Here is a 22,837-nt window from a genome sequence, read left to right on the forward strand (position 1 = left end):
ATGCTCGGACAACGCGTTATCACCGCCGTAGTGCTCCTGATCATTCTTGCGGCGGCGCTGGCCGTGCCCAGTCCGCTGCCGTTCCAGGTCCTGATGGCTCTGTTCGTGTCGGCGGCGCTGTGGGAATGGTGGCGCCTGACGCTGGGCCGCCCGCAGGCGGCAAATGGCAAGACGGGGTTGGGCCCCGAAGTCATTGCCGCTGTCGTCATGGGCGTGGTGCTGATCGGCTGGCAGGCAACCGCCTCGGTGGCCTGGACGGCGCCCGCGACGGGCTGGCTGACGCTGTGGAGCGTCCTGTCGCTGATCTGGCTGCTGGTGATCGTGCCGTCGCTGTTTCGCGCCGACGCCAAGGCGCCCGCGCGCAACCTGATGCTGACGGTGTTTGCGCCGTTTGCGCTGGTCGCGGCCTGGGGCGCGCTGATGGCCGCGCATGCCCGCGGCGTCACGTTCCTGCTGACCTTGCTGGCCGTCGTCTGGGTGGCTGACATTGCGGCCTACTTTACCGGCAAGTCGCTGGGCAAACGCAAGCTTGCGCCCCACATCAGCCCGGGGAAGACCATTGAAGGCGCACTGGGCGGCATTGTTGGCGTGATCGTGTTCGTCGTGGTCTGCACCTTCTTTCCGTCCACCTTCGGCGCGGCCCTGGCGGCACGCTGGACCCTGGCGGGCGCCATGGTGATTGCCTTGCTGTTGGCCTGCATGTCGATCGCCGGCGACCTGTTCGAATCGCTGCTCAAGCGCAGGGCAGGGTACAAGGATTCCAGCAATCTGCTGCCTGGCCACGGCGGCGTCTTCGACCGCATCGACGCGTTGATCCCGGTCCTGCCGCTGGCCCTGCTGCTCTCATGACCTGCCGTTCCGTTACCGTACTGGGGGCGACCGGGTCGATCGGCGTCAGTACTCTCGACGTCATTGCCCGCCACCCTGACCTGTATCGTGTGCACGCCCTGACCGCCTATCAGCGGATGGACAAGCTTGCGGAACAGGCAAAGGCCTTTCGTCCGGCCGTGGTCGTCGTACCCGATGCGGCGGCGCGTGAACGTTTCCTGACGGCATGGGCAGACGCGGGCCCGGCCCCCGATGTGCATGTCGGCGACGCTGCGCTGGCCGCCATTGCCGCGGATCCGGGCAGCGATACCGTCATGGCCGCCATTGTCGGCGCCGCGGGCCTGCCCGGGGCCCTGGCCGCCGCGCGCGCCGGTAAACGCGTGCTGCTGGCCAACAAGGAAGCCCTGGTGGTTGCCGGGGGCCTGTTCATGGACGCGATCCGCGAGAATGGGGCGGAACTGCTCCCCATCGACAGCGAACATAATGCAATCTTCCAGTGCCTGCCGCACCATGGCCAGGCGGGTGCGCCGACCGCGCCCGCCAAGTCGGTCCGCAAGCTGATCCTGACCGCATCGGGCGGGCCGTTCCGCAGCCGCACGCTGCAGGAACTGCGTGACGTTACGCCGGCCCAGGCGTGTGCGCATCCGAACTGGTCGATGGGCCGCAAGATTTCGGTGGATTCGGCCACCATGCTGAACAAGGGCCTGGAAGTGATCGAGGCGCACTGGCTGTTCGCCATGCCGCCGGAACGCATCAAGGTGCTGGTGCACCCCCAGAGCATGATCCACTCGATGGTCGAATACGAAGACGGCTCGGTATTGGCGCAGCTGGGGAATCCCGACATGCGCACACCGATCGCCTATGGATTGGCATTTCCCGACCGGATCAACGCTGGCGTCGGGTCGCTCGACCTGGCGCGCATTGGCCGGTTAGACTTCGAAGAGCCCGATCTGCCGCGGTTTCCCTGCCTTCGCCTGGCGTTCGAAGCGCTGGCGGCAGGCCAGGCCGCCTGTATTGCGCTCAACGCCGCGAACGAGGTCGCCGTCGACGCTTTCCTGTGCGACCAATTGGCCTATACGGACATTGCCAACGTGATCGAGACGGTGCTTAATGGGCGGGCCGCCGCGGCATCGAACGTCGACTTCGCCACGCTGGAGGGTCTGCTGGCCTTCGACGCCGATGTGCGCCGCTGGACGCAAGACGAACTTGTCAGGTTGCGTCCTGTCCATTCGTAGCACCCGCTGTACCACCTCTTTCGGGAATTCCCATGCTGCTCACCTTGGCGGCGTTCGCGCTAGCCCTCGGCATTCTTGTCGTGATCCACGAAATGGGTCACTACCTGGTCGCCCGCGCCTGCGGCGTCCGCATCCTGCGTTTTTCGGTCGGCTTCGGCAAGGTGCTGTTCCGCCGTACCGATCGCCGTGGCACCGAATGGGCGCTGTCGGCCATTCCGCTGGGCGGCTACGTCAAGATGCTGGACGAGCGCGAAGGCGATGTGCCTGCCTCGCAGCGCCATGAGGCCTTCAACGCCAAGCCGGTCAGCAACCGCATCGCCATCGTCGCGGCCGGGCCCATCTTCAACCTGGTGCTGGCGGCGCTGCTGTACGCATCGCTGAACATGATCGGCATCAAGGAACCGGCGCCGATCCTGGGCGCGCCGCCCGCCAATTCCGCCGCCGCGGCCGCGGGCATTTCGGCCGGCGATCGCATCACGGCCATCGACGGCTCGCTCGTCGCGTCGTGGGGCGATGCGCGCTGGGTGCTGCTCAAGCGCCTGACCGACAAGGAAGCCGCCGAGATCACCGTCAAGACCGCCAGCGGCGCCGAGGCCGTGCGCATGCTCGATTTCGGTCGTGTCGCGCTCGATGACATGGAAGGCGACGTGCTGGGCCGCGAAGGACTCGCGCTGGCCAGCCCGCGTCCGATCATCCGCGCCGTGGTCGACGGCAGCGCTGCCGCTGACGCCGGCCTGCTTGCAGGTGACCGCGTGGTGGGGGTAGCCGACAAGCGTGATCCGTCGGCGACCGAATTCATTCAGACCATCCAGCAATATCCAGGGCGTACGCTGCCGATCGCCATCGTGCGCGACGGCGTGCCCATGACGGTCAACGTCATGCCGCGCGCCGAAACGCCGGCCGGCGCCTCCGTGCCCGTGGGCCGCGTCGGCGCGCAGATCGGTGGCGATGTCGAATTGATCACCATGCGCTACGGCCCGATCGACAGCCTGGTGATGGGCGCACAGAAGACGGCGGAAGTCTCGTGGTTTTCGCTGCGCATGCTCGGCAAGATGCTCACCGGCAACGTGTCCTTACGCAACCTGAGCGGACCGGTTACCATCGCCGACTATGCCGGCCAGACGGCGCGGATCGGCCTGGAAGCGTATATTGCGTTCCTTGCCCTGGTCAGCGTAAGCCTGGGCGTACTGAATCTGTTGCCCATCCCCATGCTGGACGGTGGACACCTGCTGTATTATCTCGTCGAGATCGTGAAGGGCAGCCCCCCTCCAGAGCGCTGGATGGAAATCGGGCAACGTGCCGGATTGAGCATCCTGATGGTGCTCATGGCGGTCGCCCTGTTCAACGATTTTTCGCGCCTACTGACATAGGATTGAATGAGCGTAGTCCTTAGCACCCTCGGTGCCCAGCGCGGCGTCGGTCTGTTCCGACGTTCCGGCTGCCGTCTTACGCCATGTGCATTTCCTATCTGTTATCCATCAGAAACCCGGGATTACGAATGACTCACCGCGCCCGGCGCTTGCCGCGTCTGCTTACCTTTTTGCTGGCCATGTCCGTGGCCCCTCTCGCCAACGCTTTCGATACCTTTGTCGTCCGCGACATCCGCGTGGAAGGTATCCAGCGGACCGAGGCGGGGACGGTGTTCGGCTACCTGCCCGTCAAGGTCGGCGACACGTTCTCGCAGGACCAGGCAACCCAGGCCATCCGGGCGCTGTTCGGCACCGGGTTCTTCCGTGACGTGAAGATCGAAGTCGAAAACGACGTCGTGGTCGTCGTGGTGGACGAACGTCCGGCCATCGCCTCGATCGACTTCAATGGCATGCGCGAATTCGAAGCGGTCAACGTGCGCAAGTCGCTGGCCGAGGTCGGCTTTGCCGAAGCCCGCATTTTCGACCGCGCGCTGCTTGAACGCGCGGAGCAGGAACTGAAGCGTCAGTATCTGGCTCGCGGCAAGTATTCGGTGGAAATCGTTCCGACGATCACGCCGCTCGAGCGCAATCGTGTTGGCATCACCTTCGACGTGTTCGAAGGCGACGTGGCCCACATTGCCGGGATCAAGATCATCGGCGCCAAGGCGATTCCGGAAAAAGAGCTGCTGAAAATGCTGCAGCTCTCCACGCCGGGCTGGTTGACCTGGTACACCAAGGCCGACCAGTATTCGCGCCAGAAACTGCAGGGCGATATCGAAGCCCTGCGTTCGTATTACATGAACCGCGGCTATCTGGAATTCAACGTCGATTCGCCGCAGGTCACCATTTCTCCGGATCGCAAGGATATTTTCATCACCCTGTCGATTACCGAGGGCGAAAAATATACGGTCAGCGACGTCAAACTGTCGGGTGAACTGCTCGGCCTGGACGACGACCTTCGCAAACTGATTACCGTCAAACCGGAAGAAACCTTCTCGGCGGAAAAGGTCAATGCGTCGAGCAAGGCCATTACCGATTATCTGGGCAAGCTGGGTTATGCCTTCAGCAACGTGAACGCCAACCCGGTGGTGGACCGCGACAACAAGCGCGCCGACCTGACTTTCTTCGTGGATCCGAACCGCCGCGTGTACGTACGCCGCGTGAATATCGGCGGCAATACCCGCACCCGTGACGTCGTGATCCGCCGCGAAATGCGCCAGTTCGAAAGCGCCTGGTACGACGCCACCAAGATCCAGCTGTCGCGCGACCGCGTCGACCGCCTGGGCTATTTCCAGAACATCAATATCGAAACGCCGCCGGTGCCGGGCACGCCCGACCAGGTCGACGTGAACGTGACGGTGCAGGAAAAGCCTACCGGCATGATCAACCTGGGTGCAGGTTTCTCCAGTACCGACAAGGTGGTGCTGTCGGCGGGCGTGAGCCAGGACAACATCTTCGGTAGCGGCACGACCGCCGGGATCGAACTGAACACCGGCAAGACCTACCGCACGATCGCGATCAGTCAGACCAACCCGTACTTCACGCAAGACGGTATCAGCCGGTCGACCAGCCTGTACTACCGCACGCTGCGTCCGCTGGCGATCAACCGCGGTGACTACCGTATCCAGACCATGGGCGCGGGTATCACGTTCGGCGTGCCGTTCACGGAAACGCAGCGTGTGTTCTTTGGCTCCACGTTCGAAGCCAACGACATCACCACGTACGACAACAGCCCGCAGCGCTACCTGGACTACGTCAGCGCCTTCGGTCCACGAAGCAATGCCGTGATCTTCTCGGTGGGCTGGAGCAACGACCGCCGCGACAGCGCCCTGGCGCCGACGCGTGGCACGTACCAGCGCGCCGCAGCTGAAAGCTCGCTGTTCGGCGACCTGCGCTATTACAAGGCAAGCTACCAACACCAGTACTTCTGGCCGATCACGCGTGACTTCACGCTGGCCTTGAACGGCCAGGTCGACTACGGCAAGGGCTTTGGCGGTAAACCGTACCCGTTGCTGAAGAACCTGTATGGCGGTGGTATCGGTTCGGTTCGAGGCTACGAGGGCGGTTCGCTCGGTGCGCGCGATCCGCGCTACGGCGACAGCCTGGGTGGCGCGAAGCGCGTGATTGCCAGCGCCGAATTGCAGCTGCCGTTCCCTGGCACGCAGCAGGACCGGACGCTGCGCTGGTTCACATTCATCGACGCGGGTAATGTGTATTCCGACGAACAGAACATCAATCTGGGTGAACTGCGTTACTCGACCGGTCTGGGTCTGAGCTGGCAGTCCCCGATCGGCCCGCTGAAGATTTCCATCGGCAAGGCGATCAACCCGAAGCCGCAGGACCGTACGCAGATGTTCCAGTTCCAGATCGGGACGGGCTTCTGATAACGCCATGGCATGGCAGGCAAATCCGTGCGATTTGCCTGCGGTCGCGCGTTTTTGGTACAACCGTTTACTTTGGCCTGCCACGCTTTGCGCGAGAATGGGCCAGTAGTGGCAAAATATCCAATTCATTTCCGAGCGAGAGTTAAATGATCCGCAAGTTTTCGACGTCTGCTAGCAGTGTGACCGCCTCATCTGCTGTCAAAGGTGCGGGCCGTCTGCTGGCAGTGTTGGTGCTATCCGGCGCCGCCGCCGGCGCGGCTCATGCCCAACAAGCGTCGGCACCGCGTGCCGCCGCTTCGGCCAACACCGGTCCGGTCAAGATCGGTTTCGTGAACACTGAACGGATCTTCCGCGACGCCGCGCCTGCCAAGGCTGCGCTGTCCAAGATGGAAGCCGACTTCAAGAAGCGCGACACCGACCTGCAAGACATCGCCGCGCGTCTGCGCACGATGTCCGAGCAGCTCGACAAGGACAGCGCCGTGTTGTCGGAATCGGACCGCAACCGCCGCCAACGCGAACTGAGCGATCTCGACAAGGACTTCCAGCGCAAGCGCCGCGAGTTCCAGGAAGACCTGAACCAGCGCCGCAATGAAGAGCTGTCGCAAGTGCTCGAACGCGCCAATCGCGTGATCAAGCAGATCGCCGAGCAGGAAAACTACGACCTGATCCTTCAGGAAGCAGTCGTCGTCAGCCCGCGGGTGGACATCACCGACAAGGTGCTGAGCGCATTGAACGGCGGCAAGTAAGCGGCCCTGGCCGCTTCGAGTTGGTTGTCTAGCGCATGCCTATTCTGCTCGCCCCCGCCGACGCGCCTGCGTTGGCCGAGTTGCTGGAAGCCACCGATACCTCCGGGTTGACGTGGCACCTTGAAGACCTGACCGGGGGCGCGGCGGCTTCGACCCCCGACGCGGCGGGTGCTTCGGCCCGTTCCGCGTCGCTGGCCGACCTCAGGGTGGCCGGCATTGGCACCCTGGGCGCCGCAGGCCCCACGGAAATCGCCTTTCTTTCCAATCCCCGGTACCAGTCCCAGCTCGACAGCACGCACGCCGGTGCGGTGATCCTGTCGCCCGCCATGGCGGATGCGCACAAGGCATCGCTGGCAGCGTCCGGCCGTACTGATGGCCCGCGGGCGCTGGTCGTCTGTACCGAACCCTACCTGCTGTATGCTCGCGTCGGACAGTGGTTCGCCCGACGCTCGCGTGCGAATGACATCGCGGGTATTCATCCGTCCGCTGTCATTTCGCCCGACGCCGTGATCGGCGATGGCGTGACCATCGGCCCCCTGGCCGTGATCGAAGCGGGCGTGACCATCGGGCAGGGCGCCCGTATTGGCGCCGGCTGCATCATCGGCAAGGACTGCGCGATCGGCGAACACAGCCTGCTGCATCCCCGCGTCACCCTTTACGATCGCATTCGCATCGGCGCGCGCGCGCTCATCCATTCCGGCGCAGTCATTGGCGCCGATGGTTTCGGCTTTGCGCCGGACTCGCATACGGTCAAGGGCGCATACTCCAAGATCGAACACTTCGGTGGCGTGATGATCGGTGACGACGTCGAGATCGGCGCGAACACGACCATCGACCGGGGCGTGCTCGACGACACGGTCATCGGCAACGGCGTCAAGCTGGACGACCAGATCATGGTCGCCCATAACGTGCGGATCGGCGACCATACGGCGATCGCGGCATGTACCGGCATTGCCGGATCCACTACCATCGGCCAACGGGTCGCCATTGGCGGCGCGGCGATGATAGGCGGCCACATCGACATCGGGGACGATGTATTCCTGACCGCGTCGACCGTCGTCTTTTCCAATCTCGCCGCCGGCGGCCGTTATACCGGTATCATGCCGGCGGTCGAACACTCGGAGTGGGAGCGGAACGCGGTAGCCATGCGCCATCTTGGACGCTTGCAGCGACGCCTGAAGGCCCTCGAGAAGTTGTCGGCGAAAGCTGCCGACACCTAGACAGGACGCGCGGGGCGGCCGCGCGGACCGAACACACATTTGGAATACGTATGGAAATGGACATCAAGGGTATCCTGGAGCATCTGCCTCACCGGTACCCGATGCTACTCGTGGACAGGGTGCTGGAATGCGTCCCTGGCGAGTCGATCATCGCGATCAAGAACGTCAGCTTCAACGAGCCGTTTTTTACCGGCCATTTCCCGCATCATCCGGTCATGCCGGGCGTGCTGATCCTGGAAGCCATGGCCCAGGCCGCGGCGATCACGTCGTTCACGGCCGCCGGCAAGAAGCCCGACGAAAAAACCGTGTACTACTTCGTCGGCATCGACGCGGCCCGCTTCAAGCGGCCGGTGGTGCCGGGCGACCAGCTGCGCATGGAACTGAAAGTGGAACGCGTGTCGCGCGGCATCGTCAAATACAAGGGCAAGGCGCTCGTGGACGGCCAGGTGGCCGCCGAAGCCGAGCTCATGTGCACCGTGCGCACCATTGATTCCTGACCTCGGACCCAGATGACAACGACCCGGATCCATCCCAGCGCCATCGTCGATCCCGCCGCTCAACTCGATGACAGCGTGACCATCGGTGCGTTCAGCATCATCGGGCCGAACGTGCGTATCGGCGCCGGCACCGAAGTGGGACCCCACTGCGTCATCGACGGGCACACCACGATCGGCCGCGACAACCGGTTCTTTCCTTCGGGATCGATCGGCGCCGCGCCGCAGGACAAGAAGTACGCGGGCGAGCCGACCGAACTGCGGATCGGCGACCGCAACACCATCCGCGAGTGCTGCACGATCAACCTGGGCACCATCCAGGACGGCGGGATCACCACCATCGGTGACGACAACTGGATCATGGCCTACGTGCACGTGGCGCACGATTGCCACCTGGGCAACCGCACGACGATCGCCAACGGCACGCAGCTGGCCGGCCATGTGCACATCGGTGACTACGTCACCCTGGGCGGCATGACGGGCGTGCACCAGTTCGTCAAGATCGGCGCGCACGCCATGACCGGCGTGCACACCACGCTGCTGCAAGACCTGCCGCCTTTCGTGACCTGCGCCGGCAGTCCGGCGCGTCCGGTCGGCATCAATTCGGAAGGACTGAAGCGCCGCGGCTTCACGCCCGAGCAGATCGCCGGGCTGCGCGCGACGTACAAGTCCTTGTATCGCCAGGGTCTGACGCTTGAAGAAGCCAAGGAAGCCATGCGTGCACGTCAGGTGGAATCGCCCGACATGCAGGCGTCCTTGCAGACCCTGCTCGATTTTCTCGACACCGCTAGCCGCGGTATCGTTCGCTGACGGAGTCTGTGATGTCGGGTTCGGCACATCCTTCCATCGGCATGGTGGCGGGAGAGCCATCGGGAGACCTGCTTGCGGCCATGCTGGTGCGCGAGCTCAAGCAGCGGGCGCCGACGCTACCGCTGCAGGGGATCGGCGGGCCCAAAATGCTCGCGCAGGGTTTCGATGCCTGGTATCCCATGCAGAAGCTCGCCGTCAATGGTTACGCCGACGTCCTTCGCCACCTGCCCGAACTGCTCAACATCCGCCGCACCCTGCGCGAGCGCTGGCTGGCGGAACGCCCGTCGGTGTTCGTCGGCGTCGATGCACCCGACTTCAATTTTGCATTGGAAGGCGCGCTCAAGCGCGGCGGCATCCCCACGGTGCATTTCATAGGCCCGTCGTTGTGGGCATGGCGCGGGGAACGTATCCACACGATCCGCGAGTCGGTTTCGCACATGCTGGTCGTGTTTCCGTTCGAACAAAAGATCTACCAGGACGCCGGGGTGCCCGTGACCTATGTCGGGCATCCGCTGGCGGGCGTGATCCCGCGCGTGCCGGATCGCGCGCTCGCGCGGCGGCGGCTGCGCATCGCGCCCGAGCACCGTGTGCTCGCGCTGATGCCCGGCAGCCGCGCCGGCGAAGTGCGTCACTTGGCGCCGCGTTTCTTGCAGGCGGCCAAGCTGCTGCAGCAGAAAGATCCGTCGCTGCGCATTTGGGCGCCCATGGCGAACGCCGAGCGGCAGGCGCAGTTCGAAGCCTGCGCGGCCGCGGTCGGCGGGCTGCGGCATCTGCATTGCCTGATCGGCGGATCGCACGACGTGCTGGCCGCCTGCGATACGGTGCTGGTCGCCAGCGGCACCGCCACGCTCGAAGCCGCGTTGTTCAAGCGGCCCATGGTGATCTCGTACGCCTTGCCCAAGGTGTCGTGGTGGATCATGCGGCGCAAGGCCTATCTGCCGTGGGTGGGCCTGCCCAACATCCTGTGCAACGAGGCCATCGTGCCCGAACTGCTGCAGGACGCCGCCACCCCGCGCGCGCTGGCAGACGCGGTGTGGACGGCATTGACCGACGACGCCCACGCGCGCCGGATCGAGACCCGCTTTACCGAACTGCACGACGAACTTGTCCGCGACACCTCTGCGCTGGCGGCCAAGGTCATCCTGGAGCTGGCGAACCATGCAGACTGAACGCGGCTGGGTGCAGAACGAATTCGGCTGGGACCTGCTGGGTGGCGTGTCCGGACAGCAGGGGCACATCGGCGAGCTGGATGAAGCAACGCTGCTGACGCTGACCATTGCCGGTGTCGACGAGGCCGGGCGCGGCCCGCTGGCGGGCCCGGTGTACGCCGCGGCCGTGGTGCTGGATCGCAATCGGCCGATCTGCGGACTGGCCGACTCCAAGATATTGAAAGAAGCGGACCGCGATGCGTTGGCGATCGAAGTGCGCAGCCTGGCGCTGGCCTGGTTCATCGCCAGCGCGTCCGTCGAAGAGATCGACTCGCTCAACATACTGAACGCGACCATGCTGGCCATGCGCCGCGCGGTCGAAGGTCTGACCATCATTCCGCATCTGGCACAGATCGACGGTAACCGGGCGCCCCGGCTCAATTGCCGCGTGCAGACCGTGATCGGCGGCGATGCCAGCATTCCGGCCATCTCGGCCGCGTCGATCCTGGCCAAGACGGCGCGCGATGCAGAACTGGTGCGCTTGCACGCCGAATACCCGCATTACGGCTTCGATCGCCACAAGGGCTACGGCACGCCCTTCCACGTGGAAAGCCTGTATAAGCATGGGCCGTGCGCAGCTCACCGCCGCAGCTTTGCGCCGGTGCGGATGGCATTGGAAGGCAAGCCCATGCCGGACCTGGCGACATTGGCGTCTGTGGAACACGACGCTTTCGGCGCAGGCGTGGCAAAGACGGGGGTGAAGAAAGCGGCAGCGAAGGTCGTTGGGTCGAAAGCCGCCGCGGGCACGGCATCGTCAGGCAAGGCGGCCGCGCGTGCGGTAACGGCCAACGACAAGAAAGCCCATGCCGGCAAGTTGGCCTCGGCACAAGCTGATAGCGGTGTCTCGGCCTGGGCTGATGCACCGGCCGCCACCAGCCGATCTCGCAAAACCTCGGTCGGCAAAGCTTCCGCCGCCAAAGACGCCGCGCCGTCTGCCTGGCCCGCAGTGCCGGATCCAGCGGTCGCTTCTGTCGACGCGACGCCCGCCGCCAAATCCCCCAAGCCACCCAAGCCGCGCAGTTCCCGGAAGGCGGTCGCGTCCTGATGAAACGTATCGCGTCGCGCGACAATCCGCTGTTCAAGGAACTGCGCAAGCTGTCCTCCACGTCCCAGGCACGCAAGCATGCAGGGTTGTCGGTGCTGGAAGGCTTGCATCTGTGCCAGACCTACCTGGCCGTGATCGGCGCGCCGCGCCATGCGGTGTTCGATGCGCATCGCCTGGACCGGCCTGAAGACTGCCATCCGGAAATGCTGGCCCTGCACGATCAGGTGCCGGCCGACCGCCAGGTGTGGCTGGAAGGCAAGCTGATGCAGGACCTGGAGACCGTGCAAGCGGGGCAGGGCGTGGTGTTCGTGGTCGACACGCCGTCGCCGGTGCTGCCGGAACGCATTACCCAATCGTGTGTATGGCTGGATCGCATCCAGGACCCTGGCAATGTCGGGTCGATCCTGCGGTCATGCGCGGCCGCCGGGGTGCGCCACGCGTTCTTGTCGGAAGAAACCGCCTTTGCCTGGTCACCCAAGGTATTGCGGTCAGGGCAGGGCGCGCACTTCTCGCTGACGATCCACGAGCAGGTCGATCTGGAGGCCCTGGTGGCCCGTCTGGACGTGCCCCTGGTCGCCACTACCCTGGACGATGCGCAAAGCCTGTACGGCCCCGCCTTGCCCCCGCAGGCCGCCTGGGTGTTTGGCCATGAGGGGCAGGGCGTGCGCCTGGCGCTCCAACAGGGGGCACAGGTGCGCGTCCACATCCCGCAAGAAGCCGCAGCCGAATCACTGAATGTGGCGGCCGCCGCGGCGGTGTGCCTGTTCGAGCAGCGCCGCCAGCGACTGGCGAATCAATAAAACCGGCCTTCCAGTCCGATCTTCTGCAGCACCGTCGTCGAAATTTCTTCGATCGACTTGGTTGTCGTCGACAACCAGCGAATGCCTTCCCGCCGCATCAGCTTTTCGGCTTCCGACACTTCATACCGGCAATTTTCCAGCGACGCGTAGCGGCTGTCCGGACGGCGTTCATGCCGCACTTCGGACAGGCGTTCTGGCTGGATCGTCAGGCCGAACAGCTTGCTTTTGTAGGGCAGGATGTTGGACGGCAAGCTGTCGCGCTCGAAGTCGTCGGGAATCAGCGGCACATTGGCCGCCTTGATGCCGTATTGCATGGCCAGGTACAGGCTGGTTGGCGTCTTGCCACAGCGCGACACCCCCACAAGAATGACATCCGCATTCTCGATGCCTTTGGCGTATTGCCCGTCATCGTGCGCCAGGCTGAAATTGATGGCTTCGATGCGATTCTGGTATTGCTCGGTATTGGCCACGTTGTGCGACCGGCCGATCGAATGGCTGGACTTGAAGCCCAGCTCGGCTTCGATCGGCTCCACGAAGGTGGAGAACAGTTCGAGGAACATGCCGTTGGCCTGGCGCACCCGCGTGTTGATCTCGGAATTGACCAGGGTACTGAACACGATCGGGCGCTTGCCGTCCGCTTCGAAGGTCTGGTCGATACGCGCCGCCACGTCCGCCGCCTTGTCGACCGAATCGATGAAAGGCAGGCGGATGTGCTTGAAGCGCAGCCCCTCGAATTGCGCAAGAACAGAGTGCGCGAAGGTCTCGGCGGTGATGCCCGTGCCGTCGGACACCACATACACGGTGCGGATGTAGGGCTGCGTTGACGCAGGGTGGAGAGACATGATGACCTCGCAGATCGAAACGACCGCAATACGTGAGAAAAAGGTAACAATTGACCGTTAACAGGCGGAGTGCAGACCACGCGGCGCACGGGGTAGAATCCCGGGGGTCATAGCCATCCGTCCCGTGGCATCGATCAGGGCCCGTCCGCGTAGTGTAGAGCGCGGCGCTGTCAGGCGGGTTTGGCCAGCACACGACATTGCCTAGGGCAAACGCGGGTTTCTCGCGGTTCTGCCCAGGTCGTGTGCTCGCCAAACATGCTTTCTTGCCATTGTAATAGGGGACTTTCATGTCTTATGTAGTGCCATTCGAGCAGCTCCGCATGACGGATGTTGACTCAGTTGGAGGAAAGAACGCGTCGCTCGGCGAAATGATCAGCCAGCTCACCGACGCCGGCGTTCGTGTTCCTGGCGGCTTTGCCACCACTGCCGACGCGTTTCGCGCCTTCCTGAAGGATTCCGGCCTCGACAAGCGCATCAGCGATCGTCTTTCCAGCCTGAATCCGGAAGACGTGCGTGCGCTTGCCGACACCGGCGCCGAGATCCGTCAGTGGATCATCGAAGCACCGCTGTCGGATGCCTTCGAACAAGCCATCCGCACCGAATTTGCCAAGCTCGACGCTGACGGCAAGGGCTCGTTTGCCGTCCGTTCGTCCGCCACGGCAGAAGATCTGCCCGACGCATCGTTCGCCGGTCAGCAGGAAACCTACCTGAACGTCGTCGGCATCGATGACGTGCTGGACAAGATCCGCCACGTCTTCGCCTCGCTGTACAACGACCGCGCCATCTCGTATCGCGTCCACAAGGGCTATGCCCACGCCGAAGTCGCTCTGTCGGCCGGTATCCAGCGCATGGTGCGTTCGGATTCGGGCGCAGCCGGCGTTGTCTTCACGCTGGACACCGAATCGGGCTTCCGTGACGTCGTCTTCGTGACATCGTCGTATGGCCTGGGCGAAACCGTGGTGCAGGGCGCCGTGAACCCGGACGAGTTCTACGTCTTCAAGGGTTCGCTGGAATCGGGCAAGTATCCGATCGTCAGCCGCCGCATCGGCTCCAAGCTGATCAAGATGGAATTCGATCCTGCCCGTACCGAAGGCCGCGCCGTGCGCACGGTCGACGTCGCGCCGGAACTGCGCAACCGCTTCTCGCTGACCGACGACGACGTCATCGAGCTGTCGAAGTACGCCGTGATCATCGAAAAGCACTATGGCCGCCCGATGGACATCGAGTGGGGCCGTGATGGCGTGGACGGCAAGATCTACATCCTGCAAGCCCGCCCTGAAACCGTGAAGTCGCAGCAGTCGGGCAACGAAGTGCAGTTGCGCTACCGCCTGAAGGCGTCGGGCAACGTGCTGGCTACCGGCCGCGCAATCGGCCAGAAGATCGGTTCGGGCCCGGTGCGCCTGGTGGCCGACATTTCCGACATGGACAAAGTCCAGCCCGGCGACGTGCTGGTGACCGACATGACCGACCCGAACTGGGAACCGGTCATGAAGCGTGCTTCCGCGATCGTGACCAACCGCGGCGGCCGTACCTGCCACGCGGCCATCATCGCGCGCGAGCTGGGCATCCCGGCTGTCGTGGGCTGCGGTGACGCCACGCATATCCTGAAAGACGGCGCCCTGGTGACCGTGTCGTGCGCCGAAGGCGACGAAGGCCGCATCTATGACGGCCTGATCGAGACCGAAGTCGAGGAAGTGCGCCGCGGCGACATGCCCCCGATCGACATCAAGATCATGATGAACGTGGGCAACCCGCAACTGGCATTCGACTTTGCGCAGATCCCGAATGCGGGCGTGGGCCTGGCTCGCCTCGAGTTCATCATCAACAACAACATCGGTATCCACCCGAAAGCCATCCTCGACTATCCGAATATCGACGGCGAGCTGAAGAAGGCCGTGGAATCGGTGGCGCGCGGCTACGCCAGCCCGCGTGCGTTCTTCGTGGACAAGCTGGCCGAAGGCATTGCGACCATCGCCGCCGCCTTCCACCCCAAGACCGTGATCGTTCGCATGTCCGACTTCAAGTCGAACGAGTACCGCAAGCTGATCGGCGGTTCGCGCTACGAGCCCGAGGAAGAGAACCCGATGCTGGGCTTCCGCGGCGCGTCGCGCTACATCTCGGAAGAATTCGCCGAGTGCTTCCGCATGGAATGCGAAGCGCTCAAGCGTGTCCGTGAAGACATGGGCTTGACCAACGTCGAGATCATGATCCCGTTCGTGCGTACCCTGAAGCAAGCCGAAAAAGTCATCGGTCTGCTGGCCGACAACGGCCTGAAGCGCGGCGAAAACGGCCTGCGCGTCATCATGATGTGCGAAGTCCCGTCGAACGCCGTGCTGGCCGAGCAATTCCTCGAGTACTTCGATGGCTTCTCGATCGGTTCGAACGACCTGACGCAGCTGACGCTGGGCCTGGACCGCGATTCGGGTCTGGAACTGCTGGCCGCCGACTTCGACGAACGCGACCCGGCCGTGCAGGCTCTGCTCAAGATCGCCATCTCGGCATGCCTGAAGGCAGGCAAGTACGTGGGCATCTGCGGTCAAGGCCCGTCCGACCATCCCGACTTTGCCGTGTGGCTGAAAGAGCAGGGCATCCTGTCCATCTCGCTCAACCCCGACACCGTCGTGGATACGTGGAAGAAGTTGGCTTGATGCTGGCCTGAAGTCTTGCCCGGTCACCGCATTCTGGCCACCGGGCAGGCATCAAACGAAGGGAGTTCCGTGCGTGCACGGCGCTCCCTTTGTCGTTTCTGGAGAGGATGTCATCCTTCATCGGTCATAATGGGGAGAACGCGGCGCAACCTGGGTTCCCCCTGCCGCCTGACCACAAGGAGACCGCATGCAATTGGCCTGGATCTGGTTCGGCCTGATGGCCCTGGCCCTGATCGGCGAAGTCATGACCGGCACGTTCTACCTGCTGATCGTCGCGGCCGGCTTCGCCGTTGCTGGCGGCCTGGCGTATGTAGGCGTTTCCGTGCCCGTGCAGATCGCGGTGTGCGCCATTGCAGTGCTGGTCGCCACCCTGTTGCTGCGCAAGACGGGGGTGCTCAAGAAACGCGAGATCGACGCCTCGGGCAATGCCGACGTCAACATGGACATCGGCCAGACCGTCACGATCGACGTCTGGACCACGCCCCACACCGCGCGCGTCTGGTACCGCGGCACCCACTGGGAAGCGGAACTGGCCCCAGGCGCGGCCGCTACCGCAGCACCCGGACGTTATGTCATCACCCACACGCGCGGCAACACGCTGGTCGTGTCACCCGCTGCTTAATCAGGAGACCCCATGAGTCCATCCACCATTGTTCTGCTCGTCCTGCTGTTCCTGGCCATCCTGATCGTCATCAAGGCGATCGCGATCGTGCCCCAGCAACATGCCTGGGTTGTTGAACGCCTGGGCAAGTTTGACCGCGTGCTGTCGCCGGGCGCGGGCTTCGTGATTCCGTTCATCGAACGGGTGGCCTACAAGCATTCGCTCAAGGAAATCCCGCTGGATGTCCCGAGCCAGGTATGTATCACGCGCGACAACACGCAGCTGCAGGTGGACGGCATCCTGTACTTTCAGGTGACCGACGCGATGCGCGCGTCGTACGGGTCGTCCAACTACATCGTCGCCATTACGCAGCTGTCGCAGACTACGCTGCGGTCAGTGATCGGCAAGCTGGAACTGGACAAGACGTTCGAGGAACGCGAGCAGATCAACAGCAGCATCGTGAATGCGCTGGACGAAGCCGCGTTGAACTGGGGCGTGAAGGTGCTGCGCTACGAGATCAAGGACCTGACGCCGCCCAACGAAATTCTGCGCGCCATGCAGGCCCAGATCACGGCAGAACGAGAAAAGCGGGCGCTGATCGCGGCATCCGAAGGCCGTCGCCAGGAACAGATCAACATCGCCACCGGTGAGCGCGAAGCGTCGATTGCCCGGTCGGAAGGTGAAAAGCAGGCCCAGATCAACCAGGCGCAGGGTGAGGCGGCTGCCGTGCTGGCCATTGCCGAAGCCACGGCCAAGGCCATTACGCAGGTGGGCGAGGCCGTGCGCATGCCAGGCGGCATGGAAGCCGTGAACCTGAAGGTGGCCGAGCGTTATGTCGATGCGTTCAGCAACCTGGCGCAAAAGAACAACACGCTGATCGTTCCTGCCAACCTGGGTGACATCAGCGGCCTGATTGCATCGGCCATGACCGTGGTCAAGGCCAGCACGCCAACGCTGGACAAGGCGCGGTAAGTCCTCCGCGCCGGGGCAGGGCATGCGGCGTGACGGTGCACGGACCGCGTCACTGCAGAGGGCGTCGCGTGATCGTCACGCGCGCCCCGCATACTGCGCAGTGATCAGCCCGCCGTCATTGCGCTGTCGTCAATCTTGCGGTCGTCAATCCTGCGGTCGTCAATCTTTGCTGCGCGTGTCGTGCTTCATGATCTGCGCCTTTTCACGCAGCCAGTCGCGTTCACGTTCGGTGTCCCGCTTGTCGAACTGCTTCTTGCCGCGCGCCAGGCCGAACTCCAGCTTGATCAACGGGCCCTTGTAATGCAGATTGAGCGGGACCATCGTAAAGCCGCGCTGTTCGACCTTGCCGATCAGTTTGCTGATCTCGTCGGCCTTCAGCAGCAGCTTGCGGGTGCGGGTCGCGTCGGGGTGGATGTGGGTGGACGCGGTGGCCAGCGGGCTGACGTGCATGCCCAGCAGGTACATCTCGCCATCGCGCACGATCACGTAGCCTTCCTTGAGCTGTACGCGGCCAGCGCGGATGGACTTGACCTCCCAGCCTTCGAGCACCAGACCGGCCTCGAAACGCTCGTCGATGAAGTAATCGTGGAATGCCTTGCGGTTCTCAATGATGCTCATTCGTCAGGCCGGTAAAATAGTGAATTCTAGCAATTGCCATATTGGTTGACCCACGCATGCATAAAGTGCAACGCTCGGTGTTGGTCCCCTACAGTGCGGAGCAGATGTTCGATCTGGTCGCCAAGGTAGAGGACTATCAAAAATTCCTTCCCTGGTGTGGTGGCTCCGAAGTCCGCAACCGTACCGACCAGGGTGAAGACGCGTCGGTCGTGATCCAGTTCGCCGGCTTGCGCCAGCGCTTCACGACGCGCAATACCCATGATTATCCACGGAGTATCTCACTCGCGCTCGTGGACGGGCCTTTTTCGGACCTGAACGGCAAATGGGAGTTCCAGAAGCTGGCCGAAGACGCCTGCAAGGTGATCTTCACGCTGGAATATTCCTTCTCCAGCCGCACGGTCGAAGCAATCATCGGCCCGGTCTTCAACCGCATCGCCTCGAGCTTCATCGACGCCTTTACCAAGCGCGCCGACGAGATCTATGGCGGCTGACAGCCCGCACTTGCCTGGGGGAGGGGCAGACGGCGGGGCCGCAACGCCCCGGGTGTTGCGCGACGCGCCGCCTGGCCAGATCGCCGTGCAGGTCTGTTTCGCGGACGTAAGCACGATCTGGCAGCGCGATGTGCAGCTGCCAGATGGATCGACGGTCGCCACCGCGATCGACGCCAGCGGCTTTCGCGGGGCCTATCCGAATGTGGATCCGGCGGTGCTTGGGGTGGGCATCTACGGCAAGGCGGTGCCGCTGACGACGCTGCTGCAGCCGCACGACCGCATCGAGATCTATCGCGCGTTGCGGTTCGATCCCAAGGATTCGCGCCGCCGCCGTGCGGATCATCGTGCACGGCGGCTGCGGCAGGAGCGCGGCGGCTAGCCCCAGTGGCTAGCTAGGCCTGGATCGGCTCCTGCACGTTGCCGGTGATGCGCTGGCCAACGTCATATCGCGCAGGGGTCAGCGTAAAGCGCGCCTGCTGCTCGAGCATCTCGCTTGCCAACGGCAAATACACGGGGCGTTCCTGTTCCGCGTCTGGATAGCCGATCATGCCGGTCGGGCAGTGCCGTCCATCGAACCAGCCGGGGTAATCCGTGACGGGATACAGGCAGATCCCCTGGATGTCGGCGCCCATGCTGCGGGCCGCGGCGACTTCGTCGCACACATAACGCAGCCACGGCACCCGCAAGTCCCCTTCGGCACCTGTCTCGGCAATCAGGATGGGCCGCTGATACCTGTTGTGCACCTGCATCAGCAACTCGCGAAAGGGCCGATAGTCCGGCTCGCCGCGTTCGATCCGCGGGCCTTCCAGTCGCCATTGGTTGTGCGAATAGAAGTTCACCCCGATCACATCCAGGTTGTCGCGGCGGCCACCCAGACCGTGGCTGCGCGCACCGGCGATCATGTCCCAAGCCTCGTACTGGCCCTGGGTCGCATGCTCGGCCGCGTCGAATTCGTCGGGCGTATTCGGCGCGACATTGATCACCGGGTCGGCCAGCATGAAGCGCGCACGCGGGTCCACCTGCCGGATCGCCGCAATGCCGGCGCAGGTTGCCCGCACCAGTTGGCGCTTGAGTTCGGCGCCCCGGCCCAGCCCCATCGGGCCGAAGTGCGCCATGTCACCGCCGGCCCACGACCAGTACGAAATCTCGTTGACCGGGCAATACCACGGCACATCGTCCGACTCGTCCCGCACGATAGCCGCCGCCGCGGCGGCAAATCGGGCGAAACGATCCGGAAAGGCGGGACTGAAGGGATCCACATCGGCCGGATAGCCATAGTGGCACAGGTCCCAGATCACCTGCATTCCATGGTCTTGCGACGCCCGCAGCATCGGCAGGAAACTGCTCCAGTCATACTGCCCCGGAGCGGTCTCGATCAGATGCCAACGCAGGCCGTCCCGCACCGTGCGGATGCGATACCGCGCCAGCGCGGTGTAGTCGGCACCCGGGTGCAGGGCATGTCCGGTATCCACCAGCAGATCGTGGCTCGCGCCATCGGGCCGCCGGTGGGTCGAACATTCGAAGCCCCCCTGCATGAAACTCCGAAACAGCGCACTCATGGGCGTGCGTACACGGCTTCGTCGTCGTTCACCGCAGCCGGCGCATCCTGCAGGGCGGCGTTGCGGGCAGCTTCCTCCTGCTGAATGTGCTGGTAGGCGCTGAGCGCCTGCGCCACCACCTGGTCCATGTTGTAGTAGCGATAGCACGCCAGGCGACCCACGAAGATCACGTTCGGCGTGGCGTCGGCCAGGGCCTGATACCGGCGATACAGTTCCTGGTTCTCGGGACGCGGCACCGGATAGTAAGGATCGCCTTCGGCCATCGGGAATTCATACGTCAGGCTGGTCTTGGCGTGCTGCTGACCGGTCAGGTGCTTGTACTCGGTAATGCGGGTGTACGGCGTCGCTTCGGCCGGATAGTTGACGGTGCCAACCGATTGGAAATTCTCGACGGGCAGCGTGGTGTGTTCAAAGCGCAGCGACCGGTAAGGCAGCTTGCCAAACCGATGCTTGAAGAACTCATCGATCGGGCCGGTATAGATCAGCTTGTCGTACTGCACTTCGCCCTCCAGATCCTGGAAGTCGGTGCTGGTCATCACGCTGATGTTCGGATGATTCAGCATGTTCTCGAACATCCGCGTGTAGCCATGCAGCGGCATGTTCTGGAAGCTGTCCGTAAAGTAGCGATCATCCGTCGATGTGCGCGTCGGCACCCGTGCCGCCACCGACTTGTCGAGCTCGCTCGGGTCCAGGCCCCACTGCTTGCGGGTATATCCCTGGAAGAATTTTTCGTACAGCTCGCGGCCGATCTGCGAGACCACCACGTCTTCCGACGTCTTGATGTCCGCAACCTTTTCGGCACGTGCCGCCAGGAAGGCCTGCGCGTCGTCCGCCGTGAACTCGCGGCCATACAGGCGCGACAAGGTGGTCAAGTTGATCGGCATTGGCACCAGCTGCTCGTCGACGCGGGCGAGCACACGGTGCTCATACGGACGCCATTGAGTAAAGCGTGACAGGTAGTCGGCCACCTTCTCCGAATTGGTGTGGAAGATGTGCGGACCGTACTTGTGTACGAGCAGGCCATCTTCGTTGTAGTGGTCGTACGCGTTGCCCGCGATGTGGGGACGCTTGTCCACGACCAGCACACGCTTGTTCGAGCCCGCCGCCAGACGCTCGGCCAATACGGCACCCGCAAAGCCGGCGCCAACGATCAGGTAGTCATACCGCGGCGCAGACGAACCCTTGCCGGCACGCGATGCCTTGCCGGGGTCCAGCCGCGTCACGGCTGCCGCAGCAGAGTCCTTGGACGCGTCAAGCGCCCGGGCGCGCTGCGCGCGGTTGATGGCGTCACGCATGCCTTCCCAGGTTTTGTCCCAGGACATCTCGCCAAGAATCGCATCGGCCTTGGCGCGGACGGTACCAGTGTCCTTGGCGTCTTTCAGGGCGGCTTCGATCTCGGTCTCGAATTCCTTCGCATTGGACGCGATATGCACCAGGTCCGTATGACCGTAGGTCCGCATCACGTCCATGATCGGGGTCGACACGACCGGCTTGCCGCCGGCCAGGTACTCGGGCGTCTTGGTCGGGCTGATGAAGCGCGTCGATTCGTTCATCGCAAACGGCATCAGCGCGACGTCGCATCCGCCCAGGTAGCCAGGCAGTTGCTCGTAGCTTTTCGAGCCCAGGTAATGGATGTTTGCGGCACGGGGCAGGGTGGCCGGGTCGATCTTGACGATCGGGCCCACCAGCACGATCTGCCAGTCCGGCCGCTGGCTGGCGAGTTGACCCACCAGGTCGATGTCGAACCGTTCATCCAGCACGCCGTAGAAACCCAGGCGCGGATGCGCGATGTTGCGCTGATCCTGCGGCTCGTCCTGATCGGCGCGCGCGGCGCGGAAATGGCCGACGTCGACGCTGCTCGGGAAGGCGTGGGCATTGACGTGCACGCGGCGCTTGGCTTCGTACAGGCTGTAGCCGCCGGTAAAGACCACGTCGGCACGGGACATCAGTTCACGTTCGCGCTCGACCAGTTGCGGGGGCGCGCCACGGAAAGCCGACAGTTCGTCCATGCAGTCATAGACCAGCAGCGACGGCTGCAGATGCGAGCTGAACGCCAGGCTCATCGGTGTGTAGTACCAGAGCATGAACTGCGCAAAGTTCTGCTCGGCCATGAAGGCGTCGAGCAGGCGGCGCTGCTGCGCTTCCGCAGTCGCGTGGTCGCCCACGGCCGGCAGGCGCGGCACCAGGACGCACACGCCGTCCTTGGTCATGCGGCGTTCCAGGAACGCTTCGGAACCGTCAGTCGGGATCGGTTCTTCGAAATAAAAGACAGCCTGAGACTTCGCGAACCGCGACAGCAGATGCTGCGGGCGTTGGTACACGAAGTCCCAACGAAGGTGGGAAAAACAGATCAGAGCAGGCCGTTCACGTGTCAGCCACCCATCGTCGGACACGAAAGGGATGATGTTGGTGGCGCGTGCGCCGTCGCCGCGGGACTGCATACCGTCAAGGCCTGCCGGATTCATAGGGACCTCTATGAGAAAAGGAATTGGGACGCGTGGCATGCGTCCGACCGAGGGAGAGGGTCCCGTGGACAGGTGGAAGGCATGCCGACGCACCGTTCACGCAATTGGTGTTCCTGAAAGACGGTCGCGGACCGTGAAATGTCGCAAGCTTCAGGGTTTTGGCGTTTTCGGTAAGGCCTTGCGGGGCGACTGATCCGGTCGCCCGGACATCGTTTTGTCATACGACGCCCGGCAAAGGTCGGACGCGATCGAATCGTGGTGCTCAACGGTTGCCGGCTTTGAAGCGCCCCAGTTTCGATTGAAACCGTTCGTTTTTATGGCGTGGTAACCAGATACAGGCGATTTTTGGCCTTCGCAGCGCAGCAATCAGCACACACATGGTCGAGCAGCAATTCCCCTTTTCGCCTGTCCGCGTCATTTCTGACTTACTGAACAGGACAGGGCGGCCGCCTATAATTTGTG

The 22,837-nt window shown here is 63.6% G+C and carries 19 protein-coding genes and 1 pseudogene; 16 read left to right on the forward strand and 4 right to left on the reverse strand.

Going from position 1 to position 22,837, the window contains the following annotated elements:
- From IE116_RS02165 to IE116_RS02215, 11 genes and pseudogenes are all read left to right on the forward strand, one after another.
- Positions 1-849: a phosphatidate cytidylyltransferase gene (locus IE116_RS02165; protein WP_189609366.1), complete on the forward strand. Its 849-nt coding sequence runs from the start codon at positions 1-3 to the stop codon at positions 847-849.
- A complete protein-coding gene (ispC, locus tag IE116_RS02170; protein WP_189609368.1) occupies positions 846-2,063 on the forward strand; it encodes a 1-deoxy-D-xylulose-5-phosphate reductoisomerase in 1,218 nt (405 codons plus the stop codon). Before IE116_RS02165 ends, ispC begins: the two co-directional genes overlap by 4 nt.
- A 32-nt stretch (positions 2,064-2,095) precedes the next feature.
- Complete coding sequence (rseP, locus tag IE116_RS02175; protein ID WP_189609369.1) at positions 2,096-3,433, forward strand: RIP metalloprotease RseP; 1,338 nt, start codon at positions 2,096-2,098, stop codon at positions 3,431-3,433.
- 128 nt (positions 3,434-3,561) lie between these two features.
- Positions 3,562-5,856 carry an outer membrane protein assembly factor BamA gene (gene bamA, locus IE116_RS02180; RefSeq protein ID WP_373302927.1) on the forward strand — a complete coding sequence of 765 codons (2,295 nt, stop codon included), beginning with the start codon at positions 3,562-3,564 and terminating at the stop codon, positions 5,854-5,856.
- Positions 5,857-6,002: 146 nt separating this feature from the next.
- Entirely contained in the window at positions 6,003-6,602 is a 600-nt protein-coding gene (locus IE116_RS02185; RefSeq protein ID WP_189609371.1) for an OmpH/Skp family outer membrane protein, read from the forward strand.
- Between the two features lie 35 nt (positions 6,603-6,637).
- Positions 6,638-7,822, forward strand: a complete 1,185-nt coding sequence (gene lpxD, locus IE116_RS02190) for a UDP-3-O-(3-hydroxymyristoyl)glucosamine N-acyltransferase (RefSeq protein WP_189609373.1) — start codon at positions 6,638-6,640, stop codon at positions 7,820-7,822.
- Between the two features lie 50 nt (positions 7,823-7,872).
- A complete protein-coding gene (fabZ, locus tag IE116_RS02195; protein ID WP_179588021.1) occupies positions 7,873-8,319 on the forward strand; it encodes a 3-hydroxyacyl-ACP dehydratase FabZ in 447 nt (148 codons plus the stop codon).
- A gap of 12 nt (positions 8,320-8,331) precedes the next feature.
- Positions 8,332-9,126, forward strand: a complete 795-nt coding sequence (gene lpxA / locus IE116_RS02200) for an acyl-ACP--UDP-N-acetylglucosamine O-acyltransferase (protein WP_189609375.1) — start codon at positions 8,332-8,334, stop codon at positions 9,124-9,126.
- An 11-nt stretch (positions 9,127-9,137) separates the two neighbouring features.
- Positions 9,138-10,295: a lipid-A-disaccharide synthase gene (lpxB, locus tag IE116_RS02205; RefSeq protein ID WP_229827958.1), complete on the forward strand. Its 1,158-nt coding sequence runs from the start codon at positions 9,138-9,140 to the stop codon at positions 10,293-10,295.
- A 67-nt stretch (positions 10,296-10,362) separates the two neighbouring features.
- Positions 10,363-10,941 (forward strand): annotated as a pseudogene (rnhB, locus tag IE116_RS25775) (ribonuclease HII); the annotation flags it as partial.
- A 437-nt stretch (positions 10,942-11,378) separates the two neighbouring features.
- On the forward strand, positions 11,379-12,179 hold the full coding sequence (locus IE116_RS02215; protein WP_189609379.1) for a TrmH family RNA methyltransferase: 801 nt from the start codon (positions 11,379-11,381) through the stop codon (positions 12,177-12,179).
- On the opposite strand, the gene ppsR is transcribed toward IE116_RS02215, so the two are convergent.
- Positions 12,173-13,021: a posphoenolpyruvate synthetase regulatory kinase/phosphorylase PpsR gene (gene ppsR, locus IE116_RS02220; RefSeq protein ID WP_189609381.1), complete on the reverse strand. Its 849-nt coding sequence runs from the start codon at positions 13,019-13,021 to the stop codon at positions 12,173-12,175. The two genes, IE116_RS02215 and ppsR, sit on opposite strands and share 7 nt — an antisense overlap.
- A 287-nt stretch (positions 13,022-13,308) precedes the next feature.
- Here ppsR and ppsA point away from each other — a divergent pair, with 287 nt between their 5' ends.
- From ppsA to IE116_RS02235, 3 genes are all read left to right on the forward strand, one after another.
- A complete protein-coding gene (ppsA, locus tag IE116_RS02225) occupies positions 13,309-15,669 on the forward strand; it encodes a phosphoenolpyruvate synthase (RefSeq protein ID WP_189609382.1) in 2,361 nt (786 codons plus the stop codon).
- A 187-nt stretch (positions 15,670-15,856) separates the two neighbouring features.
- The gene (locus IE116_RS02230) at positions 15,857-16,291 is read left to right on the forward strand and encodes an NfeD family protein (RefSeq protein WP_189609384.1); all 435 of its coding nucleotides are present in this window, start codon (positions 15,857-15,859) and stop codon (positions 16,289-16,291) included.
- A 12-nt stretch (positions 16,292-16,303) separates the two neighbouring features.
- Positions 16,304-17,242: an SPFH domain-containing protein gene (locus tag IE116_RS02235; protein ID WP_179588014.1), complete on the forward strand. Its 939-nt coding sequence runs from the start codon at positions 16,304-16,306 to the stop codon at positions 17,240-17,242.
- 159 nt (positions 17,243-17,401) lie between these two features.
- Here the strand turns inward: IE116_RS02235 and smpB are convergent, their stop codons facing one another.
- The gene (gene smpB, locus IE116_RS02240) at positions 17,402-17,860 is read right to left on the reverse strand and encodes an SsrA-binding protein SmpB (protein WP_189609386.1); all 459 of its coding nucleotides are present in this window, start codon (positions 17,858-17,860) and stop codon (positions 17,402-17,404) included.
- A 56-nt stretch (positions 17,861-17,916) separates the two neighbouring features.
- On the opposite strand from smpB, the gene IE116_RS02245 reads away from it, so the two are divergent.
- Positions 17,917-18,351: a type II toxin-antitoxin system RatA family toxin gene (locus IE116_RS02245; protein ID WP_189609388.1), complete on the forward strand. Its 435-nt coding sequence runs from the start codon at positions 17,917-17,919 to the stop codon at positions 18,349-18,351.
- Positions 18,341-18,730, forward strand: a complete 390-nt coding sequence (locus tag IE116_RS02250) for an RnfH family protein (protein WP_189609390.1) — start codon at positions 18,341-18,343, stop codon at positions 18,728-18,730. The genes IE116_RS02245 and IE116_RS02250 overlap by 11 nt, the downstream gene beginning before the upstream one ends.
- Positions 18,731-18,743: 13 nt before the next feature.
- Here IE116_RS02250 and IE116_RS02255 read toward each other — a convergent pair whose 3' ends face one another.
- Both IE116_RS02255 and glf read right to left on the reverse strand, forming a co-directional pair.
- The gene (locus tag IE116_RS02255) at positions 18,744-19,910 is read right to left on the reverse strand and encodes a glycoside hydrolase family 1 protein (RefSeq protein WP_229827959.1); all 1,167 of its coding nucleotides are present in this window, start codon (positions 19,908-19,910) and stop codon (positions 18,744-18,746) included.
- Entirely contained in the window at positions 19,907-22,351 is a 2,445-nt protein-coding gene (gene glf / locus IE116_RS26105; RefSeq protein WP_189609392.1) for a UDP-galactopyranose mutase, read from the reverse strand. The genes IE116_RS02255 and glf overlap by 4 nt, the downstream gene beginning before the upstream one ends.
- Positions 22,352-22,837: the final 486 nt, after the last annotated feature.

The sequence above is a fragment of the Pigmentiphaga litoralis genome (assembly GCF_014651835.1).
Lineage (GTDB): Bacteria > Pseudomonadota > Gammaproteobacteria > Burkholderiales > Burkholderiaceae_B > Pigmentiphaga > Pigmentiphaga litoralis.

Excerpts from the sequence above, each read along its gene's own strand:
- IE116_RS02165 (WP_189609366.1), top strand. The coding sequence starts at position 1 with ATGCTCGGACAACGCGTTATCACCGCCGTAGTGCTCCTGATCATTCTT.
- ispC (WP_189609368.1), top strand. The coding sequence starts at position 846 with ATGACCTGCCGTTCCGTTACCGTACTGGGGGCGACCGGGTCGATCGGC.
- rseP (WP_189609369.1), top strand. The coding sequence starts at position 2,096 with ATGCTGCTCACCTTGGCGGCGTTCGCGCTAGCCCTCGGCATTCTTGTC.
- bamA (WP_373302927.1), top strand. The coding sequence starts at position 3,562 with ATGACTCACCGCGCCCGGCGCTTGCCGCGTCTGCTTACCTTTTTGCTG.
- IE116_RS02185 (WP_189609371.1), top strand. The coding sequence starts at position 6,003 with ATGATCCGCAAGTTTTCGACGTCTGCTAGCAGTGTGACCGCCTCATCT.
- lpxD (WP_189609373.1), top strand. The coding sequence starts at position 6,638 with ATGCCTATTCTGCTCGCCCCCGCCGACGCGCCTGCGTTGGCCGAGTTG.
- fabZ (WP_179588021.1), top strand. The coding sequence starts at position 7,873 with ATGGAAATGGACATCAAGGGTATCCTGGAGCATCTGCCTCACCGGTAC.
- lpxA (WP_189609375.1), top strand. The coding sequence starts at position 8,332 with ATGACAACGACCCGGATCCATCCCAGCGCCATCGTCGATCCCGCCGCT.
- lpxB (WP_229827958.1), top strand. The coding sequence starts at position 9,138 with ATGTCGGGTTCGGCACATCCTTCCATCGGCATGGTGGCGGGAGAGCCA.
- IE116_RS02215 (WP_189609379.1), top strand. The coding sequence starts at position 11,379 with ATGAAACGTATCGCGTCGCGCGACAATCCGCTGTTCAAGGAACTGCGC.
- ppsR (WP_189609381.1), bottom strand. The coding sequence starts at position 13,021 with ATGTCTCTCCACCCTGCGTCAACGCAGCCCTACATCCGCACCGTGTAT.
- ppsA (WP_189609382.1), top strand. The coding sequence starts at position 13,309 with ATGTCTTATGTAGTGCCATTCGAGCAGCTCCGCATGACGGATGTTGAC.
- IE116_RS02230 (WP_189609384.1), top strand. The coding sequence starts at position 15,857 with ATGCAATTGGCCTGGATCTGGTTCGGCCTGATGGCCCTGGCCCTGATC.
- IE116_RS02235 (WP_179588014.1), top strand. The coding sequence starts at position 16,304 with ATGAGTCCATCCACCATTGTTCTGCTCGTCCTGCTGTTCCTGGCCATC.
- smpB (WP_189609386.1), bottom strand. The coding sequence starts at position 17,860 with ATGAGCATCATTGAGAACCGCAAGGCATTCCACGATTACTTCATCGAC.
- IE116_RS02245 (WP_189609388.1), top strand. The coding sequence starts at position 17,917 with ATGCATAAAGTGCAACGCTCGGTGTTGGTCCCCTACAGTGCGGAGCAG.
- IE116_RS02250 (WP_189609390.1), top strand. The coding sequence starts at position 18,341 with ATGGCGGCTGACAGCCCGCACTTGCCTGGGGGAGGGGCAGACGGCGGG.
- IE116_RS02255 (WP_229827959.1), bottom strand. The coding sequence starts at position 19,910 with ATGAGTGCGCTGTTTCGGAGTTTCATGCAGGGGGGCTTCGAATGTTCG.
- glf (WP_189609392.1), bottom strand. The coding sequence starts at position 22,351 with ATGCAGTCCCGCGGCGACGGCGCACGCGCCACCAACATCATCCCTTTC.